Here is a 24,588-nt window from a genome sequence, read left to right on the forward strand (position 1 = left end):
AGACAAGCACCATGGCCTCAGCCATCATCGACTCGCGCATCTTCGGCGACATGTTCAGCGACGCGCGCATGCGCGAGGTGTGGTCCGACGAGAACCGGACTTCGAAGTACCTCGACATCGAGCGCGCCCTGGCCAAGGTGCAGGGGGCGCTCGGCATCATCCCGAAGGAAGCCGCCGCCGAGATCGTGAAGAACTGCGAGCTGTCGCAGATCGACTGGGTCAAGCTCAAGGCGAAAACCGAGCAGATCGGCTACCCCATCATCGCCGTCGTCAACCAGATCAACGCCAACTGCAGGGACGGGCTGGGCGAGTTCTGCCACTGGGGCGCCACCACCCAGGACATCACCGACACCGCGACCGTGCTGCAGATCCGCGAAAGCCTGGCGCTCGTGGAGCAGGACCTCGACGAGATCGGCGACGCGCTGGCAACGCTGGCGCGCAAGTACCGCGACACGCCCATCATCGGACGCTCCAACCTGCAGCAGGCCACGCCCATCACCTTCGGCTACAAGATGGCATCCATCCTGGCGGGCATCGACCGGCACCGGGAGCGACTGCAGCAGCTCAAGCCGCGGGTGCTCGTGGGCGAGTTCGGGGGCGCCTCGGGAACGCTCTCCTCGCTGGAACGGGGCGCGATGGAGACCCAGGCGGCGCTGATGAAGGAGCTGGGCCTCGCGCAGCCCCTGATCTCCTGGCACACGGTGCGGGACACCATCGCCGAAGTGGGCGCCTTCCTGGGGCTGGTGGGCGGCTCGCTCGGCAAGATCGCGATGGACGTCAAGCTGTTGATGCAGACCGAAGTCGCGGAAGTGTTCGAACCCTTCGCGCCCGGGCGCGGCTCGTCCTCCACGATGCCGCAGAAGCGCAACCCCATTTCGTGCCTGTACATCCACGCCAACATCTCCGTCGCGCGCCAGCACGCCGCCGCGCTGATGGACGCCATGGTGGCCGACCACGAGCGGTCCACCGGGCCCTGGGAGATCGAATGGGTGGCGCTGCCGGAGATCTTCTGCCTGATGTCCGGGGCGCTGAAGCAGGCGAAGTTCGTGCTCAAGGGACTGGAAGTCGACGCCACGCGCATGCGCGCGAACATCGACATGACGAACGGCCTCGTCATGTCGGAGGCGGTCATGATGGGCCTGGGTCCCTACATCGGCCGTGAGTACGCCCACGACTTGGTCTACGACCTCTGCCGCCAGGCCCTCACAGAGAACCGGCCGCTCATCGAGATCCTGGCCGCCCACCCAGAAATTTCGAAGCACGTCACCCGGGCCCAGCTCGACGGGTTCTGCGATCCCGGCAAGAACCTGGGCCAGGCCGGCGTGATGGTCGACCGCGTGCTTGCCCACCGCGGCTGACGACGCCGACGATCCGAAATGCCATGAAGGCGCGCGCCCGCCGCGGCGCGCCGCCTTCGTGCGCGCCATCGACCGAGGAGACCCATCGTGAGAATCGCCAAGCCCTTCAAGCTGCTGTACGTCCGGGACTGTTCTTCGCGCTGACGATCCTGGCGCGGTCAGTGAGTCCCGATCGAGGCTGTGTCCGCAGTCCGTGTCTCCGAAACCGTTCTACCCCGTCGAAGGCATTGACGCACCCTGCCCACGGGAATACAAGAATTTGCGGGCAGGCGCGTGTTCGCCTGCCGCTGCATCCCTTCAACCCCTGGCGATGGAGGTAGCGATGAGCGCAAATGCAGTCCTTTTCGGCTGGAACCGGTCTCTCCCCGGGCGCGAGCAGTTCAGCGCAGCCCACTTCCAGGATTTCAGCGCCTACCTGCAGCAGCAGGTTGCCGCCGGCACCGTGGAGTCTTTCGAGCCCGTGCTCATCGAACCCCATGGGGGTGCGTTCAACGGCTTCTTCCTGATCAAGGGGACGCCCCATCAATTGAGCACGCTCACCGGCTCACCGGACTGGGTGCAGCACCTCATTCGCGCCGACCTTCACCTGCAAGGCGCATCCGTCCTGCGGGGGGTCGTGGGCACGGCGGTGACCGAGCGCATGGGGATGTGGGTCCAGGCCCTGCCCAAGTAGGCGGGCCTGCTGGGGCGCCTCCGGATCCATCCGCCACCACGCAGGCAGGAGCTCGCGGACGGCGCGCCGCGAAAAGCGGTCGTCGATCAGGACCACGATGCCACGATCCTCGTGCGTGCGGATCACCCGGCCGGCGGCCTGCACCACCTTCTGCAAGCCCGGGACGAGGTACGCATAGTCGTAGCCTGCGCCGAAGAGCGTGTCCAGGCACGCCCGCAGCTGCTCGTTGCGGGCGTTCACCTGTGGCAGTCCGAGCGTCGCGACGAACGCGCCGACCAGCCGGTCGCCGCGCAGGTCGATGCCTTCGCCGAAGCTGCCCCCGAGCACGGCGAAGCCGACGCCGGCGCCGCCAGGAACGAATCGCTCCAGGAACTCCCGGCGCTGGCCCTCGTCCATGCCCCGGGCCTGCTCCCACACGGGAACGTCTGGGTGGCGGCGGCGGAATTCGGATGCGACCAGCGCCAGGTAGTCGAAGCTGCTGAAGAACGCGAGGTAGTTGCCCGGAGCGGCGTGGTATTGCCGCCCGATGAGACCTGCAATCGGTTCGGCAGATGCTTGCCGGTGGCGATAACGCGTGGAGATCGAGCTCACCACCTGCACCTGCAGCTGATCGGGCCTGAAGGGGGACTCCACGTCCATCCACACCGTGTCCGCGGGCAGGCCCAGCAGGTCGATGGCGTAGCGCGGCGGACTGAGCGTGGCGGAAAAGAGGGTGACGGTGCGCGCGGCCGCCAGGTGCGGCCGCAGGAACGGGGCGGGCACCAGGTTCTGGATGCGCAGGGTGCCCGATGGCCGGCCGCGCGGCACGACCTCCTCCTCCAGCTCCAGCACGGAATGCGAGCCGAAGCTCTCGGCGCGCCGGACGAACGCGAGCAGGTCGAAATAGAACTGCTGCAGCCCGCTGGTGTCGCCCCCCTGGTGGGGCGTCGCCTCGGCGAAGTGCGCCTCCAGGGCCTCGGCCGCGTGTTGCAGCGCCGCGACCAGGGCGGAGGGCAGCGCGGCCACCGGTGCGGCGGCCTGCACCCGCCGCATTGCGTTCCAGTGCCGGTTGACGCGGTCGAAAGCGGTGCGCACAGGCGCCGGCGCGCCGATGCGCGCGCTGCGCAGTGCCGACTGCGTCAGCGAAGCCGAGTACATGGCCCGCGCGCGCTCGACCAGGTTGTGCGCTTCGTCCGCGAGCACGCCGACGTTCCACTCGTTGGCCACCGTCAGCGCGTGCAGCAGGGCGCTGCCGTCGAAGTAGTAGTTGTAGTCTCCCACGACGAGGTCTGCCCACTGCACCAGTTCCTGCGCCAGGTAGTACGGGCAGACCTCGTGCGCGAGCGCGATGCGGCGCAGCGTCGCCGTGTCCATCGGGCCGGCGATGGCTTGCGCGCGTGCCGCAGGCAGGCGGTCATAGAAGCCGCGGGCCAGGGGACACGATTCCCCGTGGCAGGCCTTGTCGCGATGCTCGCAGGCCTTGTCGCGCGCCGTGATTTCGACGACGCGCAAGCGCGCGGGCCCTGCGCCGCGCACCAGCAGCGCAGCGGCGTCGAGCGCCAGCTGCCGGCCCGTCGACTTCGCCGTCAGGTAGAAGACCTTGTGCAGCCCGTACCGCGGCGCCGCGCGCAGCATGGCGAACAGCGTGGCCACCGTCTTGCCGATGCCGGTGGGGGCCTGGGCCAGCACGCAGCGGCGGGTGGCAGCCCCCTTGTAGACGGCCTCGGCGAGCTCGCGCTGGCCCTGGCGGAAGGATGCGTGAGGGAAGGGCAGCGTGGACAGGAGCTGGTCGCGTGCTTCGCGGTGCGCCAGTTCCTGCCCCGCCCAGGCGAGGAATGCGGCGCACCGCGCCTCGAAGAAGCCGCGCAGTTCTTCCGCCGAGTGCGTCTCCACCAGGATCGTCTCCTGGCCGGAGCGCAGGTCGAAGTAGACCAGTGCGACTTCCAGGCTCGCCAGCCCGCGTTCCCGGCACAGCAGCCAGCCGTAGACCTTGGCCTGCGCCCAGTGCAGTGCACGATGATTCGCCGGCTGCCGCGCCAGGTCGCCCCGGTGCGTCTTGATCTCCTCGAGGCGGTTGCGTGCCGGGTCGTAGCCGTCCGCCCGTCCGCGGACCGTGAGCTGCTCGAACTCGCCGCGCAGGGGGATCTCGGTCTCATAGCCGCTGCCGCGCCGTGCGGCCACTTGCTGGTGCCCCGCGATGCCTTCCTGCGCCGTCGGTGCCGGGGTGAACCGCAGGTCCAGGTCCCCGGCCTTGGCAGTGAATGCGCACAAGCTGCGGACCGCCACTGAATACTGCATCGGCCGATCGTAACTGGTGGCCGGCGCTCCTTGTCCAGACGGCTTTCGCGCCCTGGATGCCGGCGCGTTGCGCGTCAATCGTCGAGCCGCATGCCGCACGCGGTGAGACGCTCCAGTCGGCCGTCGGCGGGGGCGCAACGTCCTGGCTCTGGCGTCAGGGGTATTCGCCCAAGGCCAGGTGGGCGGCGTTTTGCGGCGGTGATGCAGCAGGCGTGATTGCTTCTCCTGCAGGGCGGATGTCTGCTTGCGGACAAAAGCGCAGTGACGGCGAAAGGCCCGCCCCGAAATGACGCGGGCGCTGTCCACGAAGAGTGGAAGCGCCCGCGGGTCTGGTCGAGACCTTGGCTACATCACGTAGGGAAGATCCCTCTCGGACCAAGAGAATGAAGACATATCACCTCCTTTCGTAGCTGCCAATGGACCTCCATCCTACCTGAAGACAAAGGGGGCGAAGATCGCCGGGCGGTTCGCGCCTGTCACACCTGCTGTCACAGCCGCGTCCCGCAGTGACGCGGTGACCAGACCGGTCCTGCGCCGCTCCCCCACCCGGCACGCGCCGCCGCGTGGGGCCGGCCTTCCGGGGCACCCGGTGGCATGGCTCTTGCGCCGATGCCGCCCATGTCACCGCCTGCCCTCGGCGTGATCGCGAATCCCGTGTCCGCACGCGACATCCGCCGGGTCGTCGCGCACGCGGGCAACCTGCAGATCAGCGAGCGGGTGAACATCCTCATTCGCGTGCTGCAGGCCGCGCGCGCTGCCGGCGTGGAACGCGCGCTGCTGATGCCCGATCGCGCCGGCATCCACGCGCTGCTCGAGCGGCACCTCCGGCGCGGCGACACGCAGTTGCCCTGCATCGAACTCCTCGACATGGAGCCGACGTCGACGGTGGAAGACACGTTCACGGCCACGCGCCTGCTGCAGCGCGCCGGCGTGGCTGCCATCGTCGTGCTGGGCGGCGACGGCACGCACCGCGCCGTGGTGCGCGAACTCGTGGCCAGCGCCGCCGCCGCCGCGTCGCTGCCGATTGCCGGCCTCTCCACCGGCACCAACAACGCCTTCCCCGAGATGCGCGAGCCCACGATCACCGGACTGGCGGCCGGCCTCTACGCCACCGGCCGGCTCGACGCGGGCGAGGCGCTGGTGCGGAACAAGCTCATCGAGGTGAGCATCCTGAACGGCAGGCGCACGCCGCGGCGCGACATCGCCATCGTCGACGCGGTGGTCACGCGGGACCGCACGGTCGGCGCCCGTGCGCTGTGGAAGCCCCAGTCGCTGGCCGCCGCCTACTTCGCCTTCGCGGAGCCCGAGGCGATCGGGCTGTCGTCCATCGGCGGGCTGCTGGAGCCGGTGGGCCGGCACGAGCGCGGCGGCCTGTCGGTGCAACTGGCGACCGATGCGCGCCATGCGCTGCTGCACCTGAACGCGCCGATCGCGCCCGGCCTCGTGTGCCCCGTGGCCGTGGCGAGCTGGGAGCGCATGGTGGCCGGCGAGCCGCTGGCCGTGGGCGTCGAGGCCGGCAGCGTCGCGCTCGATGGCGAACGCGAACTGACCTTCGCTCCCGGCGACCGCGTGACGATGACCCTGCGCGAGGACGCCTTCCACACGCTCGACGTGAAGCGCTGCATGGCCGCAGCCGCGCGCGACGGGCTGCTGAGGACCCGCCTTTCCACCCCCTGACGACGAGGAGATCCCCCCATGGCTGCCAATCCGTTCCCGCTGCCCCGGGAGCAACTGCTCCAGGCCTATCGAACCATGCGCACGATCCGCGAATTCGAGGAACGGCTGCACGTGGACTTCGGCCGCGGCGACATCCCGGGCTTCGTGCACCTGTATGCCGGCGAGGAGGCGGCAGGCACCGGAATCATGATGCACCTGGGTGCCGCGGACCGCATCGCCAGCACCCACCGCGGCCACGGCCACTGCATCGCCAAGGGGGTGGACGTGCGCTCGATGATGAAGGAGATCTACGGCCGCAAGGGCGGGGCCTGCGAAGGCAAGGGCGGCTCGATGCACATCGCCGACCTCGACAAGGGCATGATGGGCGCCAACGGCATCCTCGGCGCCGGGGCGCCGCTGGTGTGCGGCGCGGCACTGGCCGCGAAGTTCCGCGGCAAGGGCGAGGTCGCGGTGAGCTTCGTCGGCGACGGCGCCAGCAACCAGGGGACCTTCCTCGAAAGCCTGAACCTGGCGGCGGTGTGGAACCTGCCGGCGCTGTTCGTCGTCGAGAACAACGGCTATGCCGAGAGCACCTCGCGCGATTACGGCGTGGCGGTGGACAGCTATGTCGACCGGGCCGCGGGCTTCGGCCTGCCGGGCGTCACCGTCGACGGCACCGACTTCTTCGCCGTGCACGAGGCGGCCGGCGAGATCATCGCGCGCGCCCGCAAGGGCGGCGGCCCGGCGCTGCTGGAGTGCAAGATGGTCCGCTTCCACGGCCACTTCGAGGGCGATGCGCAGACCTACCGCGCGCCCGGTGAACTGGAACAGAACCGCGCAGAGCGCGACTGCCTGAAGAAGTTCGCCGCCGCCGTGACGACGGCCGGCGTCCTCACGCCGGCCGAACTGCAGGCGATCGACCACGAGGTGCTGGACCTCATCGAGAGCGCCGTCGTGGCAGCGAAGGCCGCACCCCTGCCCACCGCAGCCGACCTCACCACCGACGTGTACGTCTCTTATTGACCATCGAGGAGGACGCCATGGCACGCAAGATCAGCATGAAGCAGGCGATCAACGAGGCGCTGGACCAGGAATTGACGCGTGACCCCACGGTCATCCTGATGGGCGAGGACATCGTCGGCGGTGCCGGCGGCAACGGCGAGCGCGACGCCTGGGGCGGGGTGCTCGGCGTCACCAAGGGCCTGTACGCGAAGCACGGCGACCGGCTGCTCGATACGCCGCTGTCCGAGTCGGCCTATGTGGGCGCCGCCATCGGCGCCGCCGCCTGCGGCATGCGCCCGGTGGCCGAACTGATGTTCATCGACTTCATGGGCGTGTGCTTCGACCAGATCTACAACCAGGCCGCGAAGTTCAAGTACATGTTCGGCGGCAAGGCGCAGACGCCGGTGGTGATCCGCACCATGGTCGGCGCCGGCTTCCGGGCCGCTGCGCAGCACTCGCAGATGCTCACGCCGCTGTTCACCCACATTCCCGGGCTGAAGGTGGTGTGCCCGAGCACGCCCTACGACACCAAGGGCCTGCTGATCCAGGCCATCCGCGACAACGACCCGGTGATCTTCTGCGAGCACAAGAACCTCTACGGCTTCGAAGGCGAGGTGCCCGAAGCCAGCTACACGATCCCCTTCGGCGAGGCCAGCGTGGTGCGCGAGGGCAGGGACGTCACCCTCGTGAGCTACGGCCTCATGGTGCACCGGGCGCTCGACGCGGCCGCGGCCCTCGCCAAGGACGGGATCGAGGCGGAGGTGATCGATCTGCGCACCCTGAGCCCGCTCGACCTCGACACCGTGCTCGAGAGCGTCGGGAAGACCGGCCGGCTGGTCTGCGTCGACGAGGCCAGTCCGCGCTGCAGCATCGCTGCCGACATCTCGGCGCAGGTGGCGCAGCAGGCCTTCGCGGCGCTGAAGGGCCCGATCGAGATGGTGACGCCGCCGCATGCGCCGGTGCCGTTCTCGCCTGCGCTGGAAGACCTGTACCTGCCGGCCGCGGCGCAGGTGGTCGCGGCGGTCCGGCGCACGATCGAGGGAGGAAGGCACTGATGGCCGGGCGGATCACGGCGCTCGTGATGCCCAAGTGGGGCCTCGAGATGCGCGAGGGCCGGGTCGCCGGCTGGCTGGTCGAGGAAGGTGCCCGCCTCGAGGTGGGCACCCCGGTCATCGACGTCGAGACCGACAAGATCTCGAACGCGGTCGAGGCGCCGGACCCCGGCCTGCTGCGGCGCAAGGTCGCACGGGATGGCGAGATGCTGCCCGTCAAGGCGCTGCTCGGTGTGCTGGCCGAGGCCGACGTGCCGGATGCGGAGGTCGATGCCTTTGTCGCCGCGTACGAAGTGCCGCCGGCGGACGATGCGGGCGAGGACGAGGGCCCGGCCTACGCGTGGGCCGAAGTGGACGGCATCCGCGTGCGCTACGCGCGGCGCGGTCCGCCGGCCGGCGTGCCGGTGCTGTTCCTGCACGGCTACGGCGGCGACCTGGGCAACTGGCTGTTCAACCTCGATGCGGTGGCGGCGGTGGCGCCGGTGATCGCGCTGGACCTGCCCGGGCACGGGCAGTCCGACGCCAGGTTGCCGGGGGCATCGCTGGCGGACTTCGCCGCCTTCGTCGCGGCCTTCCTGGCGAAGATCGGCGTCGATCGCGTGCACGTGGTCGGGCACTCGATGGGAGGTGCGATCGGCGCGCAGCTGGCGCTCGATCATCCCGCGCGGGTGGTGTCGCTCGCCCTGATCGACGCGGCCGGCCTGGGCGCGGAGATCAACGGCGACTACACCGGAGGGTTCGCCCGGGCGACCTCGCGCCGGGAGCTGAAGCCGGTGGTCGAGCAGCTGTTCGCCGATCCCACGCTGGCCAGCCGCCGGATGGTGGAAGACCTGCTCAGGTACAAGCGGGTGGACGGCGTGGGCGCGCTGCTCGATGCGCTCCAAGGCACGCTGTTCCCCAACGGACGCCAGGCCGACACGCCGGGCCTGCGGCTGGGAGAAAGCGATGCGCCCCTGCTGGTGGTGTGGGGCGCGCAGGACCGGGTCATCCCGGCGGCGCATGCCGCCCAGGCGCCGCGGCGCGCGCTGGTGGAGGTGCTGCAGGGGGCAGGGCACATGGCGATGATGGAGAAGCCCGGCGAGGTGAACACGCTGCTGAAGCGGCACATCGGCGCGTGACAATGCGGGCGTGCGCCTTCCAGCCTTCGAATCCGTCACCGTCCACGAGCAGCCGCTCGCAGGCGGCGTAGCGTGCGAGTCCGCGTGGATGGAGCGCTGCGCCACCACCGGCCGCGCGGAGGCGCACCTGTGGCAGGCGCCGGTCGGCCTCGTCGTGCCGCGTCGCTACACGCTCCTGCCCGGGTGGCAGGCAGCGCGCGATGCGGCGACCGGCGAAGTCCAGGTGCGCTCTTCGGGCGGCGGCCTCGTGCCGCAGGGGCCGGGGATGTGGAACCTGAGCCTCATCTGGCCGGCGCCCGGCGCGTCCCCCGTCGACACGACTGCGGTGTACCTCGCGCTGTGCGCGGAGCTCGCCGCGGCGTTCGCGCAACTGGGCATCACCGCCACGGCGCAGCCGGTGACGGGTTCCTTCTGCGACGGCCGCTTCAACCTCGCGGTCGACGGGCGCAAGCTGGTCGGCACGGCGCAGGCCTGGCGCCGGGTGGCGGGACGGCCGCTCGTGCTGGCGCATGCGGTGATCGTGGTCGATGCCGATCCCGCGCGGCTGACGGCGCAGGCCAACGACTTCGAGGCCGCGCTCGGCAGCGACACGCGCTACCGTGCCGATGCGCTCACGAGCGTCGCGATCGAGGCCGCCGATGCGGAGGTGGCGCGCCGCGCGCTGCAGGCGATCGCGGGCCGGTTCGCACATGTTCTTACGCCGCGCGGCTGAGCCGGCGGTACATTGCTGTTTTCTCCGGCGCGTCGGAGGTTCCGGGATGGAAACGCTGCAGCGCGAACACATTCATGCCGTCATGCGGCTGGCCGGAGAGGGCATGCCGCTCGCGGACGCCCCCGCGCCGGACGCCGTCATCCGCGAGAGCTGGACGCGCTGCGTGCACGAGCACCACCTCGACCCTGCCCGCATGCAGGAGGCGATCATCCTGCCTTCGCACCAGCTGCGCGAGCACCAGGAACGGCTGGAGGAACTGCTGCACATCGCCCGCCATGGCGTCGAAGCGCTGTACCGCCAGGTCGCGGGCCTGGGCTATTGCGTGCTGCTCACCGATGCCCGCGGCGTGACGGTGGACTTCCTGGGCGACCTGCAGCTGGATGCAACGCTGCGCCATGCGGGCCTGTACCTCGGCAGCGACTGGAACGAGCGGCATGCCGGCACCTGCGGCGTGGGCACCGTGATCGCGACGGGACAGGCGCTCACCGTGCACCAGGGCGACCACTTCGACGCGACCCACATCCCGCTCACGTGCACGGCGGCCCCCGTGTACGACCCGCTGGGCCAGCTGAAGGCGGTGCTCGACATCTCCGCCCTCACCTCGCCGCAGGCCAAGAGCAGCCAGCAGCTCGCGCTGCAACTGGTGAGGGTGTTCGCGCAACGGGTGGAGAACGCGAACTTCCTGCGCTGGTTCCGCAACCACTGGGTGCTGAAGCTGCATCCTTCGCCGGAGTTCGTGGAGATCAGCCCGGACCACCTGCTGGCGCTGGACGCCGCCGGGCGCATCGCCGGCCACAACCGCGCCGCGCAGCTGCTGCTCGAAGGCGAGCGGGGCGGCCCCGTGCTGGGCCTGCCCTTCGACTGCCTGTTCAATGCCCGTTTCGAGGAACTGGGGCGCTACCTGCGCGCCGCGCACCCGGCCGGCCAGCGTGCCGTGACGCTGGCGCCCAGCGGCCGCGTGCTGTTCCTGCACGCGGCCCCGCCGCCCATGGGGTGGAGCACCACGCCGGCGGCGAAGGTGGCGCCGCTGCCGCAGGCCTGCGTGCCTGCGCCGCTGGCGCGGCTGTCGGGCGGCGACCCGGCGCTCGACCGGCAGATCCAGCGGGCGGCACGCCTGGTCGACACCACGATGAGCGTGCTGCTCACGGGCGAAACGGGCAGCGGCAAGGAGTACTTCGCCCAGGCCATGCACGCGGCGAGCCAGCGTCGCGGCAAGCCCTTCATCGCCGTCAATTGCGCGGCCATTCCCGAGACGCTGATCGAGAGCGAGCTGTTCGGTCACCTGCCCGGCAGCTTCAGCGGCGCATCGCCCAAGGGCAAGCGCGGGTTGATCCAGGAGGCCGATGGCGGCACCCTGTTCCTGGACGAGATCGGCGACATGCCGCTCCCGCTGCAGCCGCGCCTGCTGCGCGTGCTGGCGGAGCGCGAGGTCACGCCCATCGGCGGCACGCGGGCGCAGAAGGTGGACCTGCGCGTGATCTCGGCCACCCATGCCGACCTCGCCGCGCTCGCGTGCGAGGGGCGCTTCCGCGATGACCTGTACTTCCGCCTGGCGGGCGCGCAACTCGCCCTGCCGCCGCTGCGCCAGCGCCGCGACCTGCCATGGCTTGCGCACCGGATGCTCGACGAGCATCCCGCGCCGCCGCGGCTCGGCCCCGAGGTGGAGGCGTGGCTGCGCGCCTATCCCTGGCCGGGCAACCTGCGGGAACTGAAGAACGTGATTGCGTACGCCTGCGCGATGGCCGGCCCGGGTGGGGTGGTCGGCCTCGCCGAACTGCCCGATGCGCTGCTCGGTGGCGAAGCGGGCAACGCCGCCCCGGGCGCGGCGCCGTCTTCCATGCCGCCGGAGGCGCAACTGCTGCTGCAGTACCTGCGCGCGGCAGGCTGGAGCGTCAGTGCGGTCGCCCACCAGCTCGGCGTGGCGCGCATGACGGTGTACCGGCGCATGCAGCGCTGGGGCATTCGGCAGCCGGATCGCCTGCCGGGCGAAGCCGGCCGGTGAGCAAACTGCAAGGAGACATGCGATGGACCTCGGACTCAAGGGCAAGCGGGCACTCGTCACGGGCGGCACCAAGGGCATCGGCCGCGCGATCGCGGAGACCTTCGCCGACGAAGGTGCGGGCGTCTCGGTGTGCGCGCGCAACCACGGCGATGTCGAAACCACGGTGGCGGCGCTGAAGAAGAAGGGCGTGCGGGCCTTCGGCCGGGCCGTGGACGTGACCGACGCCAGCGGCCTGCAGGCCTGGATCGAGGCCAGCGCCAGGTCGCTCGGCGGCGTCGACGTGCTGGTGTGCAACGTCAGCGCGCTGGCCGTCGGCGATTCGCCGGAGACGTGGGCGAAGTCCTTCGCCACCGACATGATGCACACGGTCAACGCCGTGGCCGCCGCGCTGCCCTTCCTCGAGAAGTCCGATGGCGCGTCGATCGTGCTAATCTCCAGCGTCTCGGGTTTCGAGGTCGACTTCGCCGCGGGCTCGTACGGCGCCACCAAGGCGGCGCTGATCCACTACGCCAAGGGCCTGAGCCGCAAGCTGGTGGAGCAGGGCATCCGCGTCAACTGCGTGTCGCCGGGCAACACCTACTTCGAAGGCGGCATCTGGCAGAACATCGAGAAGAACATGCCCGAGCTGTTCGCGTCCACGCTGAAGGTCAACCCCACGCACAAGTTCGGCACGGCGCAGGAGGTGGCCAACGGCGTGGTGTTCCTCGCCAGTCCCGCCGCCAGCCGCATCTCCGGCGCCAACCTGGTGATCGACGGCGCGCTGACCGTGGCCGTGTGAAGGAGCAGCCATGGGCGCACCCGGCCACACGATCCACACCATCCACAGGGACCACATCCATCACGGCTGGAACAACGAATTCGAGCCGTGCCTGCGCATCGCGCCGGGCGAGACCATCGAGTTCCAGACCGTCGATGCATCCTCCGGGCAGCTGACGCGCGAATCGACGGCGAGCGACCTCGAGCGGCTCGACCTCGCGCGCGTCAACCCCGTCACCGGCCCGGTCTACATCGAAGGGGCGCAGCCGGGCGATGCGCTGAAGGTGACGGTGCTGTCGCTGCGGCCCTCGGGCTGGGGCTGGACCGGCAACATCCCCGGCTTCGGACTGCTGACCGACCAGTTCCCCAAGGCGCGCCTGCACCACTGGAACTACGACCCCGGCCTCGCGCCCGCGATGTACGGGCCGGGCGGACGCGTGCCGCTGCGGCCGTTCACGGGAACCATCGGCGTCGCGCCCGCGGCGCCCGGGCTGCACAGCATCATTCCGCCGCGCAACGTGGGCGGCAACATGGATGCGCGGGACATTGCCGAGGGCGCCGAGCTGTACCTGCCGGTCGAAGTGCCGGGCGCGCTGTTCTCGGTGGGCGACACGCATGCGGCACAGGGCGACGGCGAGGTCTGCGGCACGGCGATCGAAAGCCCGATCGACGTCGTGCTGAAGTTCGACCTGGTCAAGGATGCGCGACTGCGCATGCCGCGCTACGTGGTGCCCGGCCCGGTGACGAACCACTTCGACCGCAAGGGGTACGAGGTGACGACCGGCATCGGCCCCGACCTGATGCAGGGCGCCCGCGTCGCCGTGTCCGAAATGGTGGAACTTCTCAGCAAGCGCCACGGCTACGACCCGGTCGACGCGTACATGCTGTGCAGCGTCTGCGCGGACCTTCGCATCAGCTCGATCGTCGACGTGCCCCACTGGGTGGTGTCGTATTACTTTCCGCGGGTGGTGATCGAGTGAAAGGTCTGCCGGCGGATGGGCCCGGTCGGCGGTGCTGATCGCGGCGCCTGACCGGCGCCTGCCGCGGCCGCGTCGAACCACTCAATGCAGCACGGGCGGCTCACCGAGTTGCTCGCGCAACCTGCGGGCGCTCTCCTGCAGGCGGCTGCTCTCGGCCAGGGCAGCTTCGACGCGATCCTCAGGCGCACCGGCCTGCTGGAGGTCGAACGCGCGCTCGAACGCACGCTCGGCATTCCTGCTGATCGCCGTGAGCTGCGATCGAAGGTGGGCAACGTTGGCGATGGTTTCGATGGTCATCGGAATCTCCCGGCTGAAGCGCGATGCGCGCAGTGTCGGCTCCACCGGCTGGCCGGCCTTGTAGGTGGCGGCGGACCGCTGGCGTGATCCACCGCCGGCCCACGATGTCGCCGCAATGCGGCCGCCCGTGATCCAGCTGGACGGTCGAACCGGCCGCTGCCCCTCAGCGAACGCCCATGCCGGTGGCGGGCACCGCCGGGATGTTCGTGGCCTCCGTGCTGGTCGACCCTTGCTGCGCCGAGGCGGAGCGCGAGTGGTCGATCATCGCGACCGCCAGCGCGGCGATCACCGCAGGAATGGCGATCGCGACGAAGTTCTGCTGCAGGGGCAACTGCATCGCGACCAGCACGCCGATGACGATCGGCGCGAGGATGGCACCGCTGCGCCCCACGCCCGAAGTGAAGCCGATCCCGGTGGAGCGGACCGACATCGGGTAGAACGACGGCCAGGTCGTAGCCGTCGAACACGATGATGAGCGTGCACCAGAGGAGCACGATGCCGTGGAAGCGGTTGAACCGCGCGGTGTCGGCGACCTGGTGGATGTCGATCTGTCGCATGGAAGGAATGTCTCCGGCAGGTGGGGGATGTCAGGCCGCGGCTGCGGCGGCACGCTCGCGTTCGCGCAACCGGAAGCGCTGGATCTTGCCGGTCGCGGTCTTGGGCAGGTCGTCCAGGAACTCGATGAAGCGCGGGTACTTGTAGGGCGCCAGCCGGTCCTTCACGAAGCCCTTGAGCTCCGCCTCGGTGGTGGTGCCGCCCGGCTTGAGCACGACGAAGGCCTTGGTCTTGACCAGGCCGTCGTCATCCTCCTTGCCGATCACGGCGGCTTCCAGCACCGCGGGATGCTGCACCAGCGTCGCCTCGACCTCGAAGGGGCTCACGTAGATGCCGCTGACCTTCAGCATGTCGTCGCTGCGGCCGCCGTAGGTGTAGCTGCCGTCCGCGTTGCGCACGTACTTGTCGCCGCTCTTCGTCCAGCCGCCGTGGAAGGTCTCGCGCGTCTTCTGGCGGTTGCCCCAATAGAGCAGCGCCGCGCTCGGGCCCTGGATGTAGAGGTCGCCCGGCTCGCCGTCGGGCACCGGCTTGCCGTCCTCGTCGCGCAGCGCGATCTCGTAGCCGGGCACGGGCCAGCCGGTGGTGCCGTAGCGCACGCGCTCCGGGCGGTTGGAGATGTAGACGTGCAGCATCTCGGTGGAGCCGATGCCGTCGACGATGTCGATGCCGAAGTGCGCCTTGAAGCGCTCGCCCAGTTCGGCCGGCAGCGCCTCGCCGGCGGAAGAGACCAGGCGCAGGGCCACCTGCGCGCGGGTCGGCAGTTTCGGCGCGGCCAGCATGCCGGCGAAGCCGGTCGGGGCGCCGTAGTACACCGTGGGCCGCACGCCGGCCACGCCGCCGGTGAGCCGGTGGAAGGTGGCGTCCGGCGTGGCGCGTTCGGCCATCAGCAGCGTGGTCGCACCGACGCTCAGGGGGAAGCTCAGGCCGTTGCCCAGGCCGTAGGCGAAGAACAGCTTGGCGGCGGAAAAGCACACGTCGTCCTCGCGCAGCTGCAGGATGCCCTTGCCATACAGCTCGCAGGTCCAGTACGGATTGGCATGCGAGTGCACCGTGCCCTTGGGCCGGCCGGTGGAGCCGGAGGAATAGAGCCAGAAGGCGGGATCGTCCGCGCCGGTGCGCGCGGCGCGCGCCAGCGGCGTGGCCTGCGCGAGGAAGGCCTCGAACTCCACTTCCGCCGGATGCAGCGGCGCGACCGGCCGCGACACGATCACCTTCGCCACCTCGTGGTCGCTCCTCACCAGGGCGGCGTTGAGCGCCGGCAGCAGCGCCCCGGAGACCAGCACCGCCTGCGCCCGCGAATGTTCCAGCATGTAGGCGTAGTCGTCCGCGGTGAGCAGCGTGTTCACCGCCACCGGCACGATGCCCGCGTAGATGGCGCCGAGGAAGGCTACCGGCCAGTCGGTGCAGTCCTGCATCAGCAGCAGCACGCGCTCCTCGCGGCGGATGCCCAGGCCGCGCAGGCCGGCGGCCAGCCGGTGCACCCGCTCGTCGAGCGCGCCGTAGCTGAGGGTGTGGCCGTCGTCGATGAAGGCCGCCTTGGCGGGCCGCGCGCTGTTGGCGGCAAGCAGGTGCTGCGCGAAGTTGAAGGACTCGGGCGGCGGTGCAACGGGGGTCGGGGGCATGGCGGTCTTTCAGGCGAGGGTGGACTGGACGCCCGCGCCGGCCTGCACGGCCGCGCGCCGGTGGTAGAAGTTCAGCGCACGCGCCCCGCCCAGTTCCTCGCCGCCGCCGGCGCGGCCCGGGCCGCCGTGCAGCGACTGCGGCATGACGTTGCCGTGGCCGGTGTGGGAGGCGGCGACTTCGGGCGCGACCACGTGCACGCGGCCGTGGCTGTCGGCGAGCTCGCGTGCCGCGGCGCCGAGCGCCGCGGGGTCGCTGCCGTAGACGGAGCACACCAGCGAGCCCTGGCCGCGCCGCACGAGCGCCAGGGCATGCGCGGCATCGCGATAGGGCAGCAGCGTGGCGACGGGGCCGAACACCTCCACGTCGTGCACCGCGCGCGTGGAGTCCGGATCGCGCGCCCCCAGCAGCGTGGGCCCGACGCAGCAGGCGACGGCGGGATCGGCGTCGACCAGGGCATGCGCCGCGCCCTCGTGCAGCACCTGCGCGTGCCGTTGCAGCATGGCCAAGCCCTCACGCACGGCCGCGAGCTGCGCCCGGCTCACGAGCGAACCCATGCGCACGCCTTCGTTGCGCGGGTTGCCGACGGTGGTTTTCGCCAGGCGCGCGCTGATGGCCTCCGCGGCGGCGCCGTACAGCGCCTCCGGGACGAAGATGCGGCGGATGGCGGTGCATTTCTGGCCCGCCTTCTGCGTCATCTCGCGCGCGGCCTCCTTCACCAGCAGCTCGAACGCGTCGCTGCCGGGCGCCTCGCCGGGCAGGAGCAGGGCGCTGTTGACGCTGTCGGCCTCGATGTTGATGCGCGTCGCGCCGCGCACGATGGCGGGGTGCGAGCGCAGGATCGCGGCCGTGTCCGCGGAGCCCGTGAAGGAGACCACGTCGAAGGGCTGCAGCGCGTCCAGCAGGCCTGCCGAGGAGCCGCAGACGACCGAGAGCGCGCCCGCGGGCAGGATGCCGGCGTCGATCACGTCCATCACCATGCGCTGGGTGAGCCAGGCCGTCGCGGTGGCCGGCTTCACGATCACCGGCACGCCGGAGAGCAGCGCGGGGCCTGCCTTCTCCCACAGGCCCCAGGCGGGGAAGTTGAAGGCGTTGATGAACAGCGCGACGCCGCGCGTGGGCACCAGCAGGTGCTGCGACTGGAAGCTGCCGTCGCGGGCGAGCGCGACGGCCTCGCCATCGAGCAGGTGCCGGCGCTCGCCGAGGCCGGCGCCGAGCTTCGCGTAGAAGCCGAGGGTGTAGATGCCGCCGTCGACGTCGATGGCAGTGTCGTTCTTCACCGTGCCGCTGTTGGCCGTGGAGATCTCGAAGTAGCGGTCGCGGTTGGCCTGCAGCACCTTCACGATGGAGGCCAGCAGCGCGGCGCGCTGCGCGTACGTCATGGCGCGCAGGGCCGCACCGGCCTGCTCGCGAACGAACGCGAAGCCTTCGCGCAGGTCGAGGCCCGTCGCGTCGACGCGGGCGAGTTCGGTGCCCAGCACCGGGTCGGACAGCGCAGTGCCAGGCCCGCTGCCTGCCTGCGGGCGGCCGGCGAGGTGGTTCAGGAGGAGTTCGCTCATGGAGAAGGGGGCGGCCGGGCCGCGGCTCAGGGGGTGGATCGGACCGTCATCGACCAGGAGGCGGCTTGCAGGCGGGCGGCTGATGCACTATCGTGCGTGCAGACTGTAAAAGCACATCAAAATTCATGTCAAGCAGGATATTGCATTCAACAGGGTTAACCCTGAGCAAAGAAATGCCGGAAGGCCGTGGCGAGCCCGAAGGGGGGGCTGCGCCGCCGCCGCAGCCGGCGGAGTTCACCGAGAAGCACCCTTTCCTCGTCCGGCTCGGCGAGCGGGTGCGCTCGCTGCGCAGCGGCCGCGGCATGACGCGCCGGGAACTGGCTGCGGCCGCCGGCGTGTCCGAACGGCACCTGGCGAACCTGGAGCTCGGGGTCGGCAACGCCTCCGTGCTGATCCTGCTGCAGGTCGCGCAGGCGCTGAAGTCCACGCCCTCCGACCTGCTGCGCGACGAGGCACGCTCGCCGGAATGGCTCCTCATCCGCGAACTGCTGGAAAACCAGGACGAGGCCAAGCTGCGCCAGGTGCGCGAGGCGATCGCCACCCTCGTCGGCGCCGCGAGCCCCGATGCGGCGGGGCGCCCGCCGCGCATCGCGCTCATCGGCCTGCGTGGCGCCGGCAAGAGCACGCTGGGCGCCATGCTGGCGGAGGACCTGGGCTTCCCCTTCCTCGAGCTCAGTCGCGAGATCGAGAAGTTCGCCGGCTGCTCCATCGCCGAGATCCAGTCGCTGTACGGGCAGAACGCCTACCGGCGCTACGAGCGGCGCGCGGTCGAGGAAACCATCCAGATCTACCCGGAGGCCGTGATCGCGGTGCCCGGCGGGCTGGTGGCGGAGCCGGCCACCTTCAACCTGCTGCTGTCCCACTGCACCACGGTGTGGCTCAAGGCGCATCCCGAGGACCACATGAATCGTGTCGCGTCGCAGGGCGACCTGCGCCCGATGGCGGGCAACACGGAGGCCATGGAAGACCTGAAGGGCATCCTGGCGCACCGCGCGCCGTTCTATGCCAAGGCCGAAATGCACCTCGACACGAGCGCGCGCCCGCTCGCCGAGACGTTCGTCGCACTCCGCACCATGGTCCGGAAAGCGCTGCAGACCAAGGGAAAACCCTAGGCAAGAAAATGCTTGCGACCTTCGCCAGATATGCATTATGATGCGTATCACTGACGCAGGTCAAACGCAGTTTAGTGCATTCACCGGAGTACCCCTTGAACCAGACCGCCACGCCCTCGCCCGTCGACTACCAGACGCATCCCAGCCGGTACCGGCACTGGAAAATCGGTTTCGACGGCCCGGTCGCCCGGCTCGTCGCCGATTTCGACGAGAACGGCGGCCTGCGCCCCGGCTACAAGCTCAAGCTCAATAGCTACGACCTCGGCGTCGACATCGAGCTGAACGACGCGGTGAACCGCATCCGCTTCGAGCACCCCGAGGTGCGGACGGTGATCGTGACGAGTGCCAGGGAAAAGGTGTTCTGCTCCGGCGCCAACATCTTCATGCTGGGCGTCTCCAGCCACGCTTGGAAGGTGAACTTCTGCAAGTTCACCAACGAGACGCGCAACGGCCTGGAAGACTCCTCGCGCAACAGCGGCCTGAAGTTCCTCGCCGCGGTGAACGGTGCCTGCGCCGGCGGCGGCTACGAACTGGCCCTGGCCTGTGACGAGATCATCCTGGTCGACGACCGCAACAGCGCGGTGAGCCTGCCCGAGGTGCCGCTGCTCGGCGTGCTGCCCGGCACCGGCGGCCTCACCCGCGTGACGGACAAGCGCCACGTGCGCCACGACCTCGCCGATATCTTCTGCACCACCGCCGAAGGGGTACGGGGGCAGAAGGCCGTCGACTGGCGCCTGGTCGACGAGATCGTGAAGCCGAACCGGTTCGCCGCCCGCGTCCAGGAGCGGGCGCTCGAACTCGCGGCCGGCAGCGACCGGCCCGCGAACGCGAAGGGCGTGACGCTCACGCCCCTGCAGCGCACGCTCGAAGCCGACGCGCTGCGCTATCCCTGCGTGACGGTGGAGATCGACCGGGCCAGGCGCGTGGCGACCTTCACCGTGCAGGCGCCGCAGGCGCCGGTGGAGAGCGACGCCGCCGCGATCGAGGCAGCCGGCGACCAGTGGTACCCGCTGGCGCTCGCGCGCCAGCTCGAGGACGCGATCCTCTCCATGCGCACCAACGAACTGGACATCGGCACCTGGCTGCTGAAGACGCAGGGCGACGCCTCCGCCGTGAAAGCGATGGACGCGGCGCTGCTGGCGAACCAGGGGCACTGGCTGGTGCGCGAGACCATCGGCTACCTGCGCCGCACCTTCAGCCGCCTCGACGTCTCCAGCCGCAGCCTGTTCGCGCTGGTCGAGCCGGGCTCCTGCTTCGTCGGCAGCTTCCTGGAACTGGCGCTCGCCTGCGACCGCAGCTACCAGCTCACGCTGCCGTCGGATCCTTCGGCGGCCCCGCGCATCGACGTGGGCGAAGCGAACTTCGGCCTCTATCCGATGGTCACGGGCCAGAGCCGCCTGGGCCGCCGCTTCTACGACGAGACCGCGCCGATGGACGCCGTGCGCGAGCGCGCCGGCCAGCCGCTGGACGGCAACGAGGCGCTCGCCCTCGGCCTCGTGACCAGCGCGCCGGACGACATCGACTGGCCCGACGAGACCCGCCTCGCCATCGAGGAGCGCGTCGCGATGAACCCCGATGCGCTCACCGGCATGGAGGCCAACCTGCGCTTCAACGGCCCGGAGAACATGTTCACCCGCATCTTCGGCCGGCTCACTGCCTGGCAGAACTGGATCTTCCAGCGCCCCAACGCCGTCGGCGACAAGGGCGCCCTGAAGGTGTACGGCAAGGGCGAGCGCGCCGCCTTCGACTTCAACCGCGTCTGATTCCCCGAGGAGAGTGGCCATGAGCACGATCAACTACAGCGAGAAGATCCCGAACAACGTCAACCTGAGCGAGGACCGCACGCTCCAGCGCGCGCTCGAGCAGTGGCAGCCGAACTACCTCTCGTGGTGGAACGACATGGGGCCGGACGGCAGCCAGAATTTCGACGTCTACCTGCGCACCGCGATCAGCGTCGACCCGGAGGGCTGGGCGCAGTTCGGGCACGTGAAGATGCCGGACTACCGCTGGGGGATCTTCCTGAACCCGGCGGAGAAGGAACGCAAGGTGCACTTCGGCGACCACAAGGGCGAGGCTGCGTGGCAGGACGTGCCCGGCGAATACCGCGCCAACCTGCGCCGCATCATCGTGACCCAGGGCGACACGGAGCCGGCGTCGGTGGAGCAGCAGCGCCACCTGGGCCTGACCTGCCCGAGCCAGTACGACCTGCGCAACCTGTTCCAGGTGAACGTGGAGGAGGGCCGCCACCTGTGGGCCATGGTGTACCTGCTGCACAAGTACTTCGGCAAGGACGGCCGCGAGGAGGGCGAGGCCCTGCTGGAGCGCCGCAGCGGCAACCAGGACAATCCGCGCATCCTGCAGGCCTTCAACGAGAAGACGCCGGACTGGCTGTCCTTCTTCATGTTCACGTACTTCACCGACCGCGACGGCAAGTTCCAGCTGTCCGCGCTGGCCGAATCCGCCTTCGATCCGCTCTCGCGCACGACCAAGTTCATGCTGACGGAAGAAGCGCACCACATGTTCGTCGGCGAGTCGGGCATCAGCCGGGTGATCCAGCGAACCTGCCAGGCGATGAACGAACTGAAGACCGACGACCCGAAGAAGCTGCGCGAGGCCGGGGTGATCGACCTGCCGACCCTGCAGCGCTACCTGAACTTCCACTTCAGCGTGACCATCGACCTGTTCGGGGCCGACGAGTCCAGCAACGCGGCCACCTTCTACAGCTCCGGCCTCAAGGGCCGCTTCGAGGAAGGCAAGCGCGGCGACGACCACCAGCTGCGCGGCCAGCACTACAAGGTGCTGCACGTCGCCGGCGGCCAGCTGACGGACAAGGACGTCCCGATGCTCAACGCGCTGAACGAGGTGCTGCGCGACGACTACATCAAGGACAGCGTGGGCGGCGTGTCGCGCTGGAACAAGGTCATCGAGAAGGCCGGCATCCCGTTCCGCCTGACGACGCCGCACAAGGCCTTCCACCGCAACATCGGCGCGCTGGCGGGCATCAAGGTATCGCCCGAGGGCCGCGTGGTGAGCGAAGCCGAGTGGAATGCCAAGGTCGGCGAGTGGCTGCCGACGGCGGAGGACCGCGCGTTCGTCGCCAGCCTGATGGGCCGGGTGGTCGAGCCCGGCAAGTTCGCCAACTGGATCGCGCCGCCGGTCATGGGCATCAACCGCCAGCCGGTGAACTTCGAGTACGTGCGCTTCGCCTGATCGCCCCCATCCCCGTCATCCCCGCCGCGGCGGGGTGACGGAACGCAGAGGAGCCCCCCATGGATGCATCCGACGTCATCTTCCTCAAGCAGCACCTGATCGATCCGGAGATCTGCATCCGCTGCAACACGTGCGAGGCGACCTGCCCGGTCGCGGCGATCACGCACGATTCGAACAACTACGTGGTGGACGCGGCCAAGTGCAACCTGTGCATGGCCTGCGTGCCGCCGTGTCCCACCGGCAGCATCGACAACTGGCACACGGTGCCGAAGGCGCGCCCCTACACGCTCGAGGAGCAGTTCGGCTGGGACGCGCTGCCCGCGCCGCTGAGCGACGCGGAACTGGCCGAGGCCGCCGGCGGCGCCGACCTCGCGATCCTGCCGGTGGCCGAGCCCGGCGCGCCCATGGCGGACCTCGACCCGCAGGCCTCCACCTTCCGCAGCGCGGACTGGGGTTCCAGCGTGCCCCCGTGGTCTGCGGCCCACGCCTTCACCAACCTGTACGGGCCGAAGGCCCCCGTGAAGACGGTGCTCGCCACCGTGACCGGCAACCATCGCGTCACCGCGGTCGGCAAGGAGTACGACACGCACCACGTCGTGCTGGACTTCGGCACGACGCCGTTTCCGGTGCTGGAGGGGCAGAGCATCGCGATCGTGCCTCCGGGCACCGATGCGATGGGCCGGGCCCATCACCCGCGCCAGTACAGCATCGCCAGCGCGCGCAACGGCGAGCGCCCCGGCTACAACAACGTCTCGCTGACGATCAAGCGCGTGCTGGAGGACCACGAGGGCCGGCCGGTGCGCGGGGTGGCGAGCAACTACATGTGCGACCTGAAGGTGGGCGACAAGGTGGAGGTGATCGGGCCGTTCGGTGCCAGCTTCCTCATGCCGAACCACCCCCGCAGCCACGTCGTGATGATCTGCACCGGCACCGGCAGCGCGCCGATGCGGGCGATGACCGAGTGGCGCCGGCGCCTGCGCAACTCCGGCAAGTTCGAAGGCGGCAAGCTGCTGCTGTTCTTCGGCGCGCGCACGCCGGAGGAACTGCCCTACTTCGGCCCGTTGCAGAAGCTGCCGAAGGACTTCATCGACCTGAACCTGGCGTTCAGCCGCGTGCCGGGCCAGCCCAGGCGCTACGTGCAGGACCTGATGCGCGAGCGCGCCGCCGACCTGGCGCCGCTGCTCGCCGACCCCAACGCGTACTTCTTCGTCTGCGGCCTGAAATCGATGGAGGAAGGGGTGGTGATGACCTTGCGCGAGGTCGCGACGCACGTCGGGCTGGACTGGGAGACGGTCGGCACGGCCTTGCGCCGCGACGGCCGCCTGCACCTGGAGACGTACTGATCATGCGGCTGGCCGTGAACGGACCGGCCGCGCCTTCGAGTGCCTTCAACGCGGCGCTTGTGGCTCGCCCCGCAGGTCCTGCCGCGCAAGGAACGCCCCCACCAGCTTCACCCAGTACGTGGACCCGATCGGCAGCAGCGCGTCGTTGAAATCGTAGTTGGGGTTGTGCAGCTCGCAGGGCCCCATGCCGACATACTTTTCCTCGCGGTGCGCGCCTTCTCCGTTGCCCATGAAAAGGTAGCAGCCGGGGACTTCCTGCAGGTAGAACGAGAAGTCCTCGGCGCCGCCGTGTTGTGGTGTGTTGCCGTCCACGTTCTCCGCGCCGAACGCGTCCTGCGCCACCTTCATCGCGAACTCGGTCTGCGCGTCCCAGTTCACCAGCGGCGGGTAGGCGCGGTGGAACTTCAATTCGCCCGAGCCGCCATGGGCCTGCGGCAGCATCTCGGCCATCCGGCGCATGTTGCTTTCGATGTCGTCCAGCACCTCGGTGCTGAAGGTGCGCACGGTGCCCTTGATCACGGCCTCTTCGGGCAGCACGTTGTAGGCGTCGCCGGCATGGATCTGCGTCACGCTGACCACGGCCACGTCGATCGGGTTCTTGTGGCGCGAGATCAGCGTCTGCAGCGCGCCCACCATCTCTGCCGCGATGACGATGGTGTCCACCGCCTTGTGCGGCTGCGCGGCGTGGCCGCCCGTGCCGCGCACGATGATGTCAAAGCGGTTGCTCGACGCCATGGTCGGCCCCTTGCGGAAGGCGAAGTGCCCCACGGCCATGCCGGGCATGTTGTGGATGCCGTAGATCTCGTCGCAAGGGAATTTCTCGAACAGGCCGTCCTGCATCATGGCCTTGGCGCCGGCGTTGCCGCCTTCTTCCGCCGGCTGGAAGATGAAGTTGACGATGCCGTCGAAGTCGCGGTGCCTGGCCAGGTACTTGGCGGCGCCGAGCAGCATGGCGGTGTGGCCGTCGTGGCCGCAGCCGTGCATGCGGCCTGCGTTCCTGGATGCATGCGCGAAGCGGTTGTGCTCGGGCATGGGGAGTGCGTCCATGTCGGCGCGCAGGCCGATGGCGCGCGGCTTGCGGCCTGCTGCGGTCTTGCTGCCGCGCAGCACGCCGACGACGCCGGTCCTGCCCAGGCCGCGGTGCACCTCGATGCCGTAGCTGGCCAGGCGCTCGGCCACCACGTCGGAGGTGCGGTTCTCCTGGAAGGCCAGCTCCGGGTGGGCATGGATGTCGCGCCTGAGGATGGTGAACTCTTCGTGCGTGGTCTCGATCTCGGCGATGGTGCTCATGGTGCGGGTCCTTTGT

General features: G+C 69.9%; 18 protein-coding genes and 1 pseudogene. 13 read left to right on the forward strand and 6 right to left on the reverse strand.

What is annotated here, in order from left to right; genetic code table 11:
- The first annotated feature begins 11 nt into the window (after positions 1–11).
- Complete coding sequence (locus JI746_RS07295; RefSeq protein WP_201688134.1) at positions 12–1,358, forward strand: class-II fumarase/aspartase family protein; 1,347 nt, start codon at positions 12–14, stop codon at positions 1,356–1,358.
- Positions 1,359–1,902: 544 nt separating this feature from the next.
- Here JI746_RS07295 and JI746_RS07300 read toward each other — a convergent pair.
- Entirely contained in the window at positions 1,903–4,308 is a 2,406-nt protein-coding gene (locus tag JI746_RS07300; protein WP_201688135.1) for a helicase C-terminal domain-containing protein, read from the reverse strand.
- Between the two features lie 609 nt (positions 4,309–4,917).
- On the opposite strand from JI746_RS07300, the gene JI746_RS07305 reads away from it, so the two are divergent.
- Genes JI746_RS07305 through JI746_RS07340 form a run of 8 tightly spaced genes read left to right on the forward strand, consistent with a single transcriptional unit; the run spans position 4,918 to position 13,586 of the window.
- Entirely contained in the window at positions 4,918–5,985 is a 1,068-nt protein-coding gene (locus tag JI746_RS07305) for an ATP-NAD kinase family protein (protein ID WP_201688136.1), read from the forward strand.
- Positions 5,986–6,003: 18 nt separating this feature from the next.
- Positions 6,004–6,987 (forward strand): thiamine pyrophosphate-dependent dehydrogenase E1 component subunit alpha, encoded by a 984-nt coding sequence (locus JI746_RS07310; RefSeq protein WP_201688137.1) that lies wholly within the window; start codon positions 6,004–6,006, stop codon positions 6,985–6,987.
- Positions 6,988–7,004: 17 nt separating this feature from the next.
- The gene (locus JI746_RS07315) at positions 7,005–8,021 is read left to right on the forward strand and encodes an alpha-ketoacid dehydrogenase subunit beta (protein WP_201688138.1); all 1,017 of its coding nucleotides are present in this window, start codon (positions 7,005–7,007) and stop codon (positions 8,019–8,021) included.
- A complete protein-coding gene (locus JI746_RS07320; protein ID WP_201688139.1) occupies positions 8,021–9,136 on the forward strand; it encodes an acetoin dehydrogenase dihydrolipoyllysine-residue acetyltransferase subunit in 1,116 nt (371 codons plus the stop codon). Before JI746_RS07315 ends, JI746_RS07320 begins: the two co-directional genes overlap by 1 nt.
- Positions 9,137–9,146: 10 nt before the next feature.
- The gene (locus JI746_RS07325) at positions 9,147–9,848 is read left to right on the forward strand and encodes a lipoyl protein ligase domain-containing protein (protein WP_201688140.1); all 702 of its coding nucleotides are present in this window, start codon (positions 9,147–9,149) and stop codon (positions 9,846–9,848) included.
- A 46-nt stretch (positions 9,849–9,894) separates the two neighbouring features.
- Positions 9,895–11,850, forward strand: coding sequence for a sigma-54-dependent Fis family transcriptional regulator (locus JI746_RS07330; protein WP_201688141.1), 1,956 nt, complete (start codon positions 9,895–9,897; stop codon positions 11,848–11,850).
- Positions 11,851–11,872: 22 nt separating this feature from the next.
- Positions 11,873–12,628 (forward strand): SDR family NAD(P)-dependent oxidoreductase, encoded by a 756-nt coding sequence (locus tag JI746_RS07335; RefSeq protein WP_201688142.1) that lies wholly within the window; start codon positions 11,873–11,875, stop codon positions 12,626–12,628.
- A 10-nt stretch (positions 12,629–12,638) separates the two neighbouring features.
- On the forward strand, positions 12,639–13,586 hold the full coding sequence (locus JI746_RS07340; protein WP_201688143.1) for an acetamidase/formamidase family protein: 948 nt from the start codon (positions 12,639–12,641) through the stop codon (positions 13,584–13,586).
- 81 nt (positions 13,587–13,667) lie between these two features.
- Here JI746_RS07340 and JI746_RS07345 read toward each other — a convergent pair whose 3' ends face one another.
- The 4 genes and pseudogenes from JI746_RS07345 to JI746_RS07360 all read right to left on the reverse strand — a co-directional run bounded on the left by JI746_RS07345 (position 13,668) and on the right by JI746_RS07360 (position 17,617).
- The gene (locus JI746_RS07345) at positions 13,668–13,883 is read right to left on the reverse strand and encodes a hypothetical protein (RefSeq protein WP_201688144.1); all 216 of its coding nucleotides are present in this window, start codon (positions 13,881–13,883) and stop codon (positions 13,668–13,670) included.
- Positions 13,884–14,046: 163 nt separating this feature from the next.
- Positions 14,047–14,322 (reverse strand): annotated as a pseudogene (locus JI746_RS07350) (MFS transporter); the annotation flags it as partial.
- A gap of 148 nt (positions 14,323–14,470) precedes the next feature.
- Positions 14,471–16,060, reverse strand: coding sequence for a benzoate-CoA ligase family protein (locus JI746_RS07355; RefSeq protein WP_201688145.1), 1,590 nt, complete (start codon positions 16,058–16,060; stop codon positions 14,471–14,473).
- 9 nt (positions 16,061–16,069) lie between these two features.
- Positions 16,070–17,617 (reverse strand): 3,4-dehydroadipyl-CoA semialdehyde dehydrogenase, encoded by a 1,548-nt coding sequence (locus tag JI746_RS07360; protein ID WP_201688146.1) that lies wholly within the window; start codon positions 17,615–17,617, stop codon positions 16,070–16,072.
- Between the two features lie 125 nt (positions 17,618–17,742).
- On the opposite strand from JI746_RS07360, the gene JI746_RS07365 reads away from it, so the two are divergent.
- From JI746_RS07365 to boxA, 4 genes are all read left to right on the forward strand, one after another.
- Positions 17,743–18,729, forward strand: coding sequence for a helix-turn-helix transcriptional regulator (locus JI746_RS07365; RefSeq protein WP_201688147.1), 987 nt, complete (start codon positions 17,743–17,745; stop codon positions 18,727–18,729).
- A 95-nt stretch (positions 18,730–18,824) separates the two neighbouring features.
- Positions 18,825–20,492: a 2,3-epoxybenzoyl-CoA dihydrolase gene (boxC, locus tag JI746_RS07370; protein ID WP_201688148.1), complete on the forward strand. Its 1,668-nt coding sequence runs from the start codon at positions 18,825–18,827 to the stop codon at positions 20,490–20,492.
- Positions 20,493–20,511: 19 nt separating this feature from the next.
- Positions 20,512–21,939 carry a benzoyl-CoA 2,3-epoxidase subunit BoxB gene (gene boxB / locus JI746_RS07375; RefSeq protein WP_201688149.1) on the forward strand — a complete coding sequence of 476 codons (1,428 nt, stop codon included), beginning with the start codon at positions 20,512–20,514 and terminating at the stop codon, positions 21,937–21,939.
- A gap of 59 nt (positions 21,940–21,998) precedes the next feature.
- Positions 21,999–23,282, forward strand: a complete 1,284-nt coding sequence (boxA, locus tag JI746_RS07380) for a benzoyl-CoA 2,3-epoxidase subunit BoxA (RefSeq protein ID WP_201688150.1) — start codon at positions 21,999–22,001, stop codon at positions 23,280–23,282.
- Between the two features lie 45 nt (positions 23,283–23,327).
- Here boxA and JI746_RS07385 read toward each other — a convergent pair whose 3' ends face one another.
- Positions 23,328–24,572, reverse strand: coding sequence for a M20 aminoacylase family protein (locus JI746_RS07385; protein ID WP_201688151.1), 1,245 nt, complete (start codon positions 24,570–24,572; stop codon positions 23,328–23,330).
- Positions 24,573–24,588 lie beyond the last annotated feature (16 nt).

The sequence above is a fragment of the Ramlibacter alkalitolerans genome (genome assembly GCF_016722765.1).
Lineage (GTDB): Bacteria > Pseudomonadota > Gammaproteobacteria > Burkholderiales > Burkholderiaceae_C > Ramlibacter > Ramlibacter alkalitolerans.

Bases quoted from the DNA above. Each gene is read 5' to 3' on its own strand.
- JI746_RS07295 (WP_201688134.1), top strand. From the start codon at position 12: ATGGCCTCAGCCATCATCGACTCGCGCATCTTCGGCGACATGTTCAGC.
- JI746_RS07300 (WP_201688135.1), bottom strand. From the start codon at position 4,308: ATGCAGTATTCAGTGGCGGTCCGCAGCTTGTGCGCATTCACTGCCAAG.
- JI746_RS07305 (WP_201688136.1), top strand. From the start codon at position 4,918: ATGCCGCCCATGTCACCGCCTGCCCTCGGCGTGATCGCGAATCCCGTG.
- JI746_RS07310 (WP_201688137.1), top strand. From the start codon at position 6,004: ATGGCTGCCAATCCGTTCCCGCTGCCCCGGGAGCAACTGCTCCAGGCC.
- JI746_RS07315 (WP_201688138.1), top strand. From the start codon at position 7,005: ATGGCACGCAAGATCAGCATGAAGCAGGCGATCAACGAGGCGCTGGAC.
- JI746_RS07320 (WP_201688139.1), top strand. From the start codon at position 8,021: ATGGCCGGGCGGATCACGGCGCTCGTGATGCCCAAGTGGGGCCTCGAG.
- JI746_RS07330 (WP_201688141.1), top strand. From the start codon at position 9,895: ATGGAAACGCTGCAGCGCGAACACATTCATGCCGTCATGCGGCTGGCC.
- JI746_RS07335 (WP_201688142.1), top strand. From the start codon at position 11,873: ATGGACCTCGGACTCAAGGGCAAGCGGGCACTCGTCACGGGCGGCACC.
- JI746_RS07340 (WP_201688143.1), top strand. From the start codon at position 12,639: ATGGGCGCACCCGGCCACACGATCCACACCATCCACAGGGACCACATC.
- JI746_RS07345 (WP_201688144.1), bottom strand. From the start codon at position 13,883: ATGACCATCGAAACCATCGCCAACGTTGCCCACCTTCGATCGCAGCTC.
- JI746_RS07355 (WP_201688145.1), bottom strand. From the start codon at position 16,060: ATGCCCCCGACCCCCGTTGCACCGCCGCCCGAGTCCTTCAACTTCGCG.
- JI746_RS07360 (WP_201688146.1), bottom strand. From the start codon at position 17,617: ATGAGCGAACTCCTCCTGAACCACCTCGCCGGCCGCCCGCAGGCAGGC.
- JI746_RS07365 (WP_201688147.1), top strand. From the start codon at position 17,743: ATGTCAAGCAGGATATTGCATTCAACAGGGTTAACCCTGAGCAAAGAA.
- boxB (WP_201688149.1), top strand. From the start codon at position 20,512: ATGAGCACGATCAACTACAGCGAGAAGATCCCGAACAACGTCAACCTG.
- boxA (WP_201688150.1), top strand. From the start codon at position 21,999: ATGGATGCATCCGACGTCATCTTCCTCAAGCAGCACCTGATCGATCCG.
- JI746_RS07385 (WP_201688151.1), bottom strand. From the start codon at position 24,572: ATGAGCACCATCGCCGAGATCGAGACCACGCACGAAGAGTTCACCATC.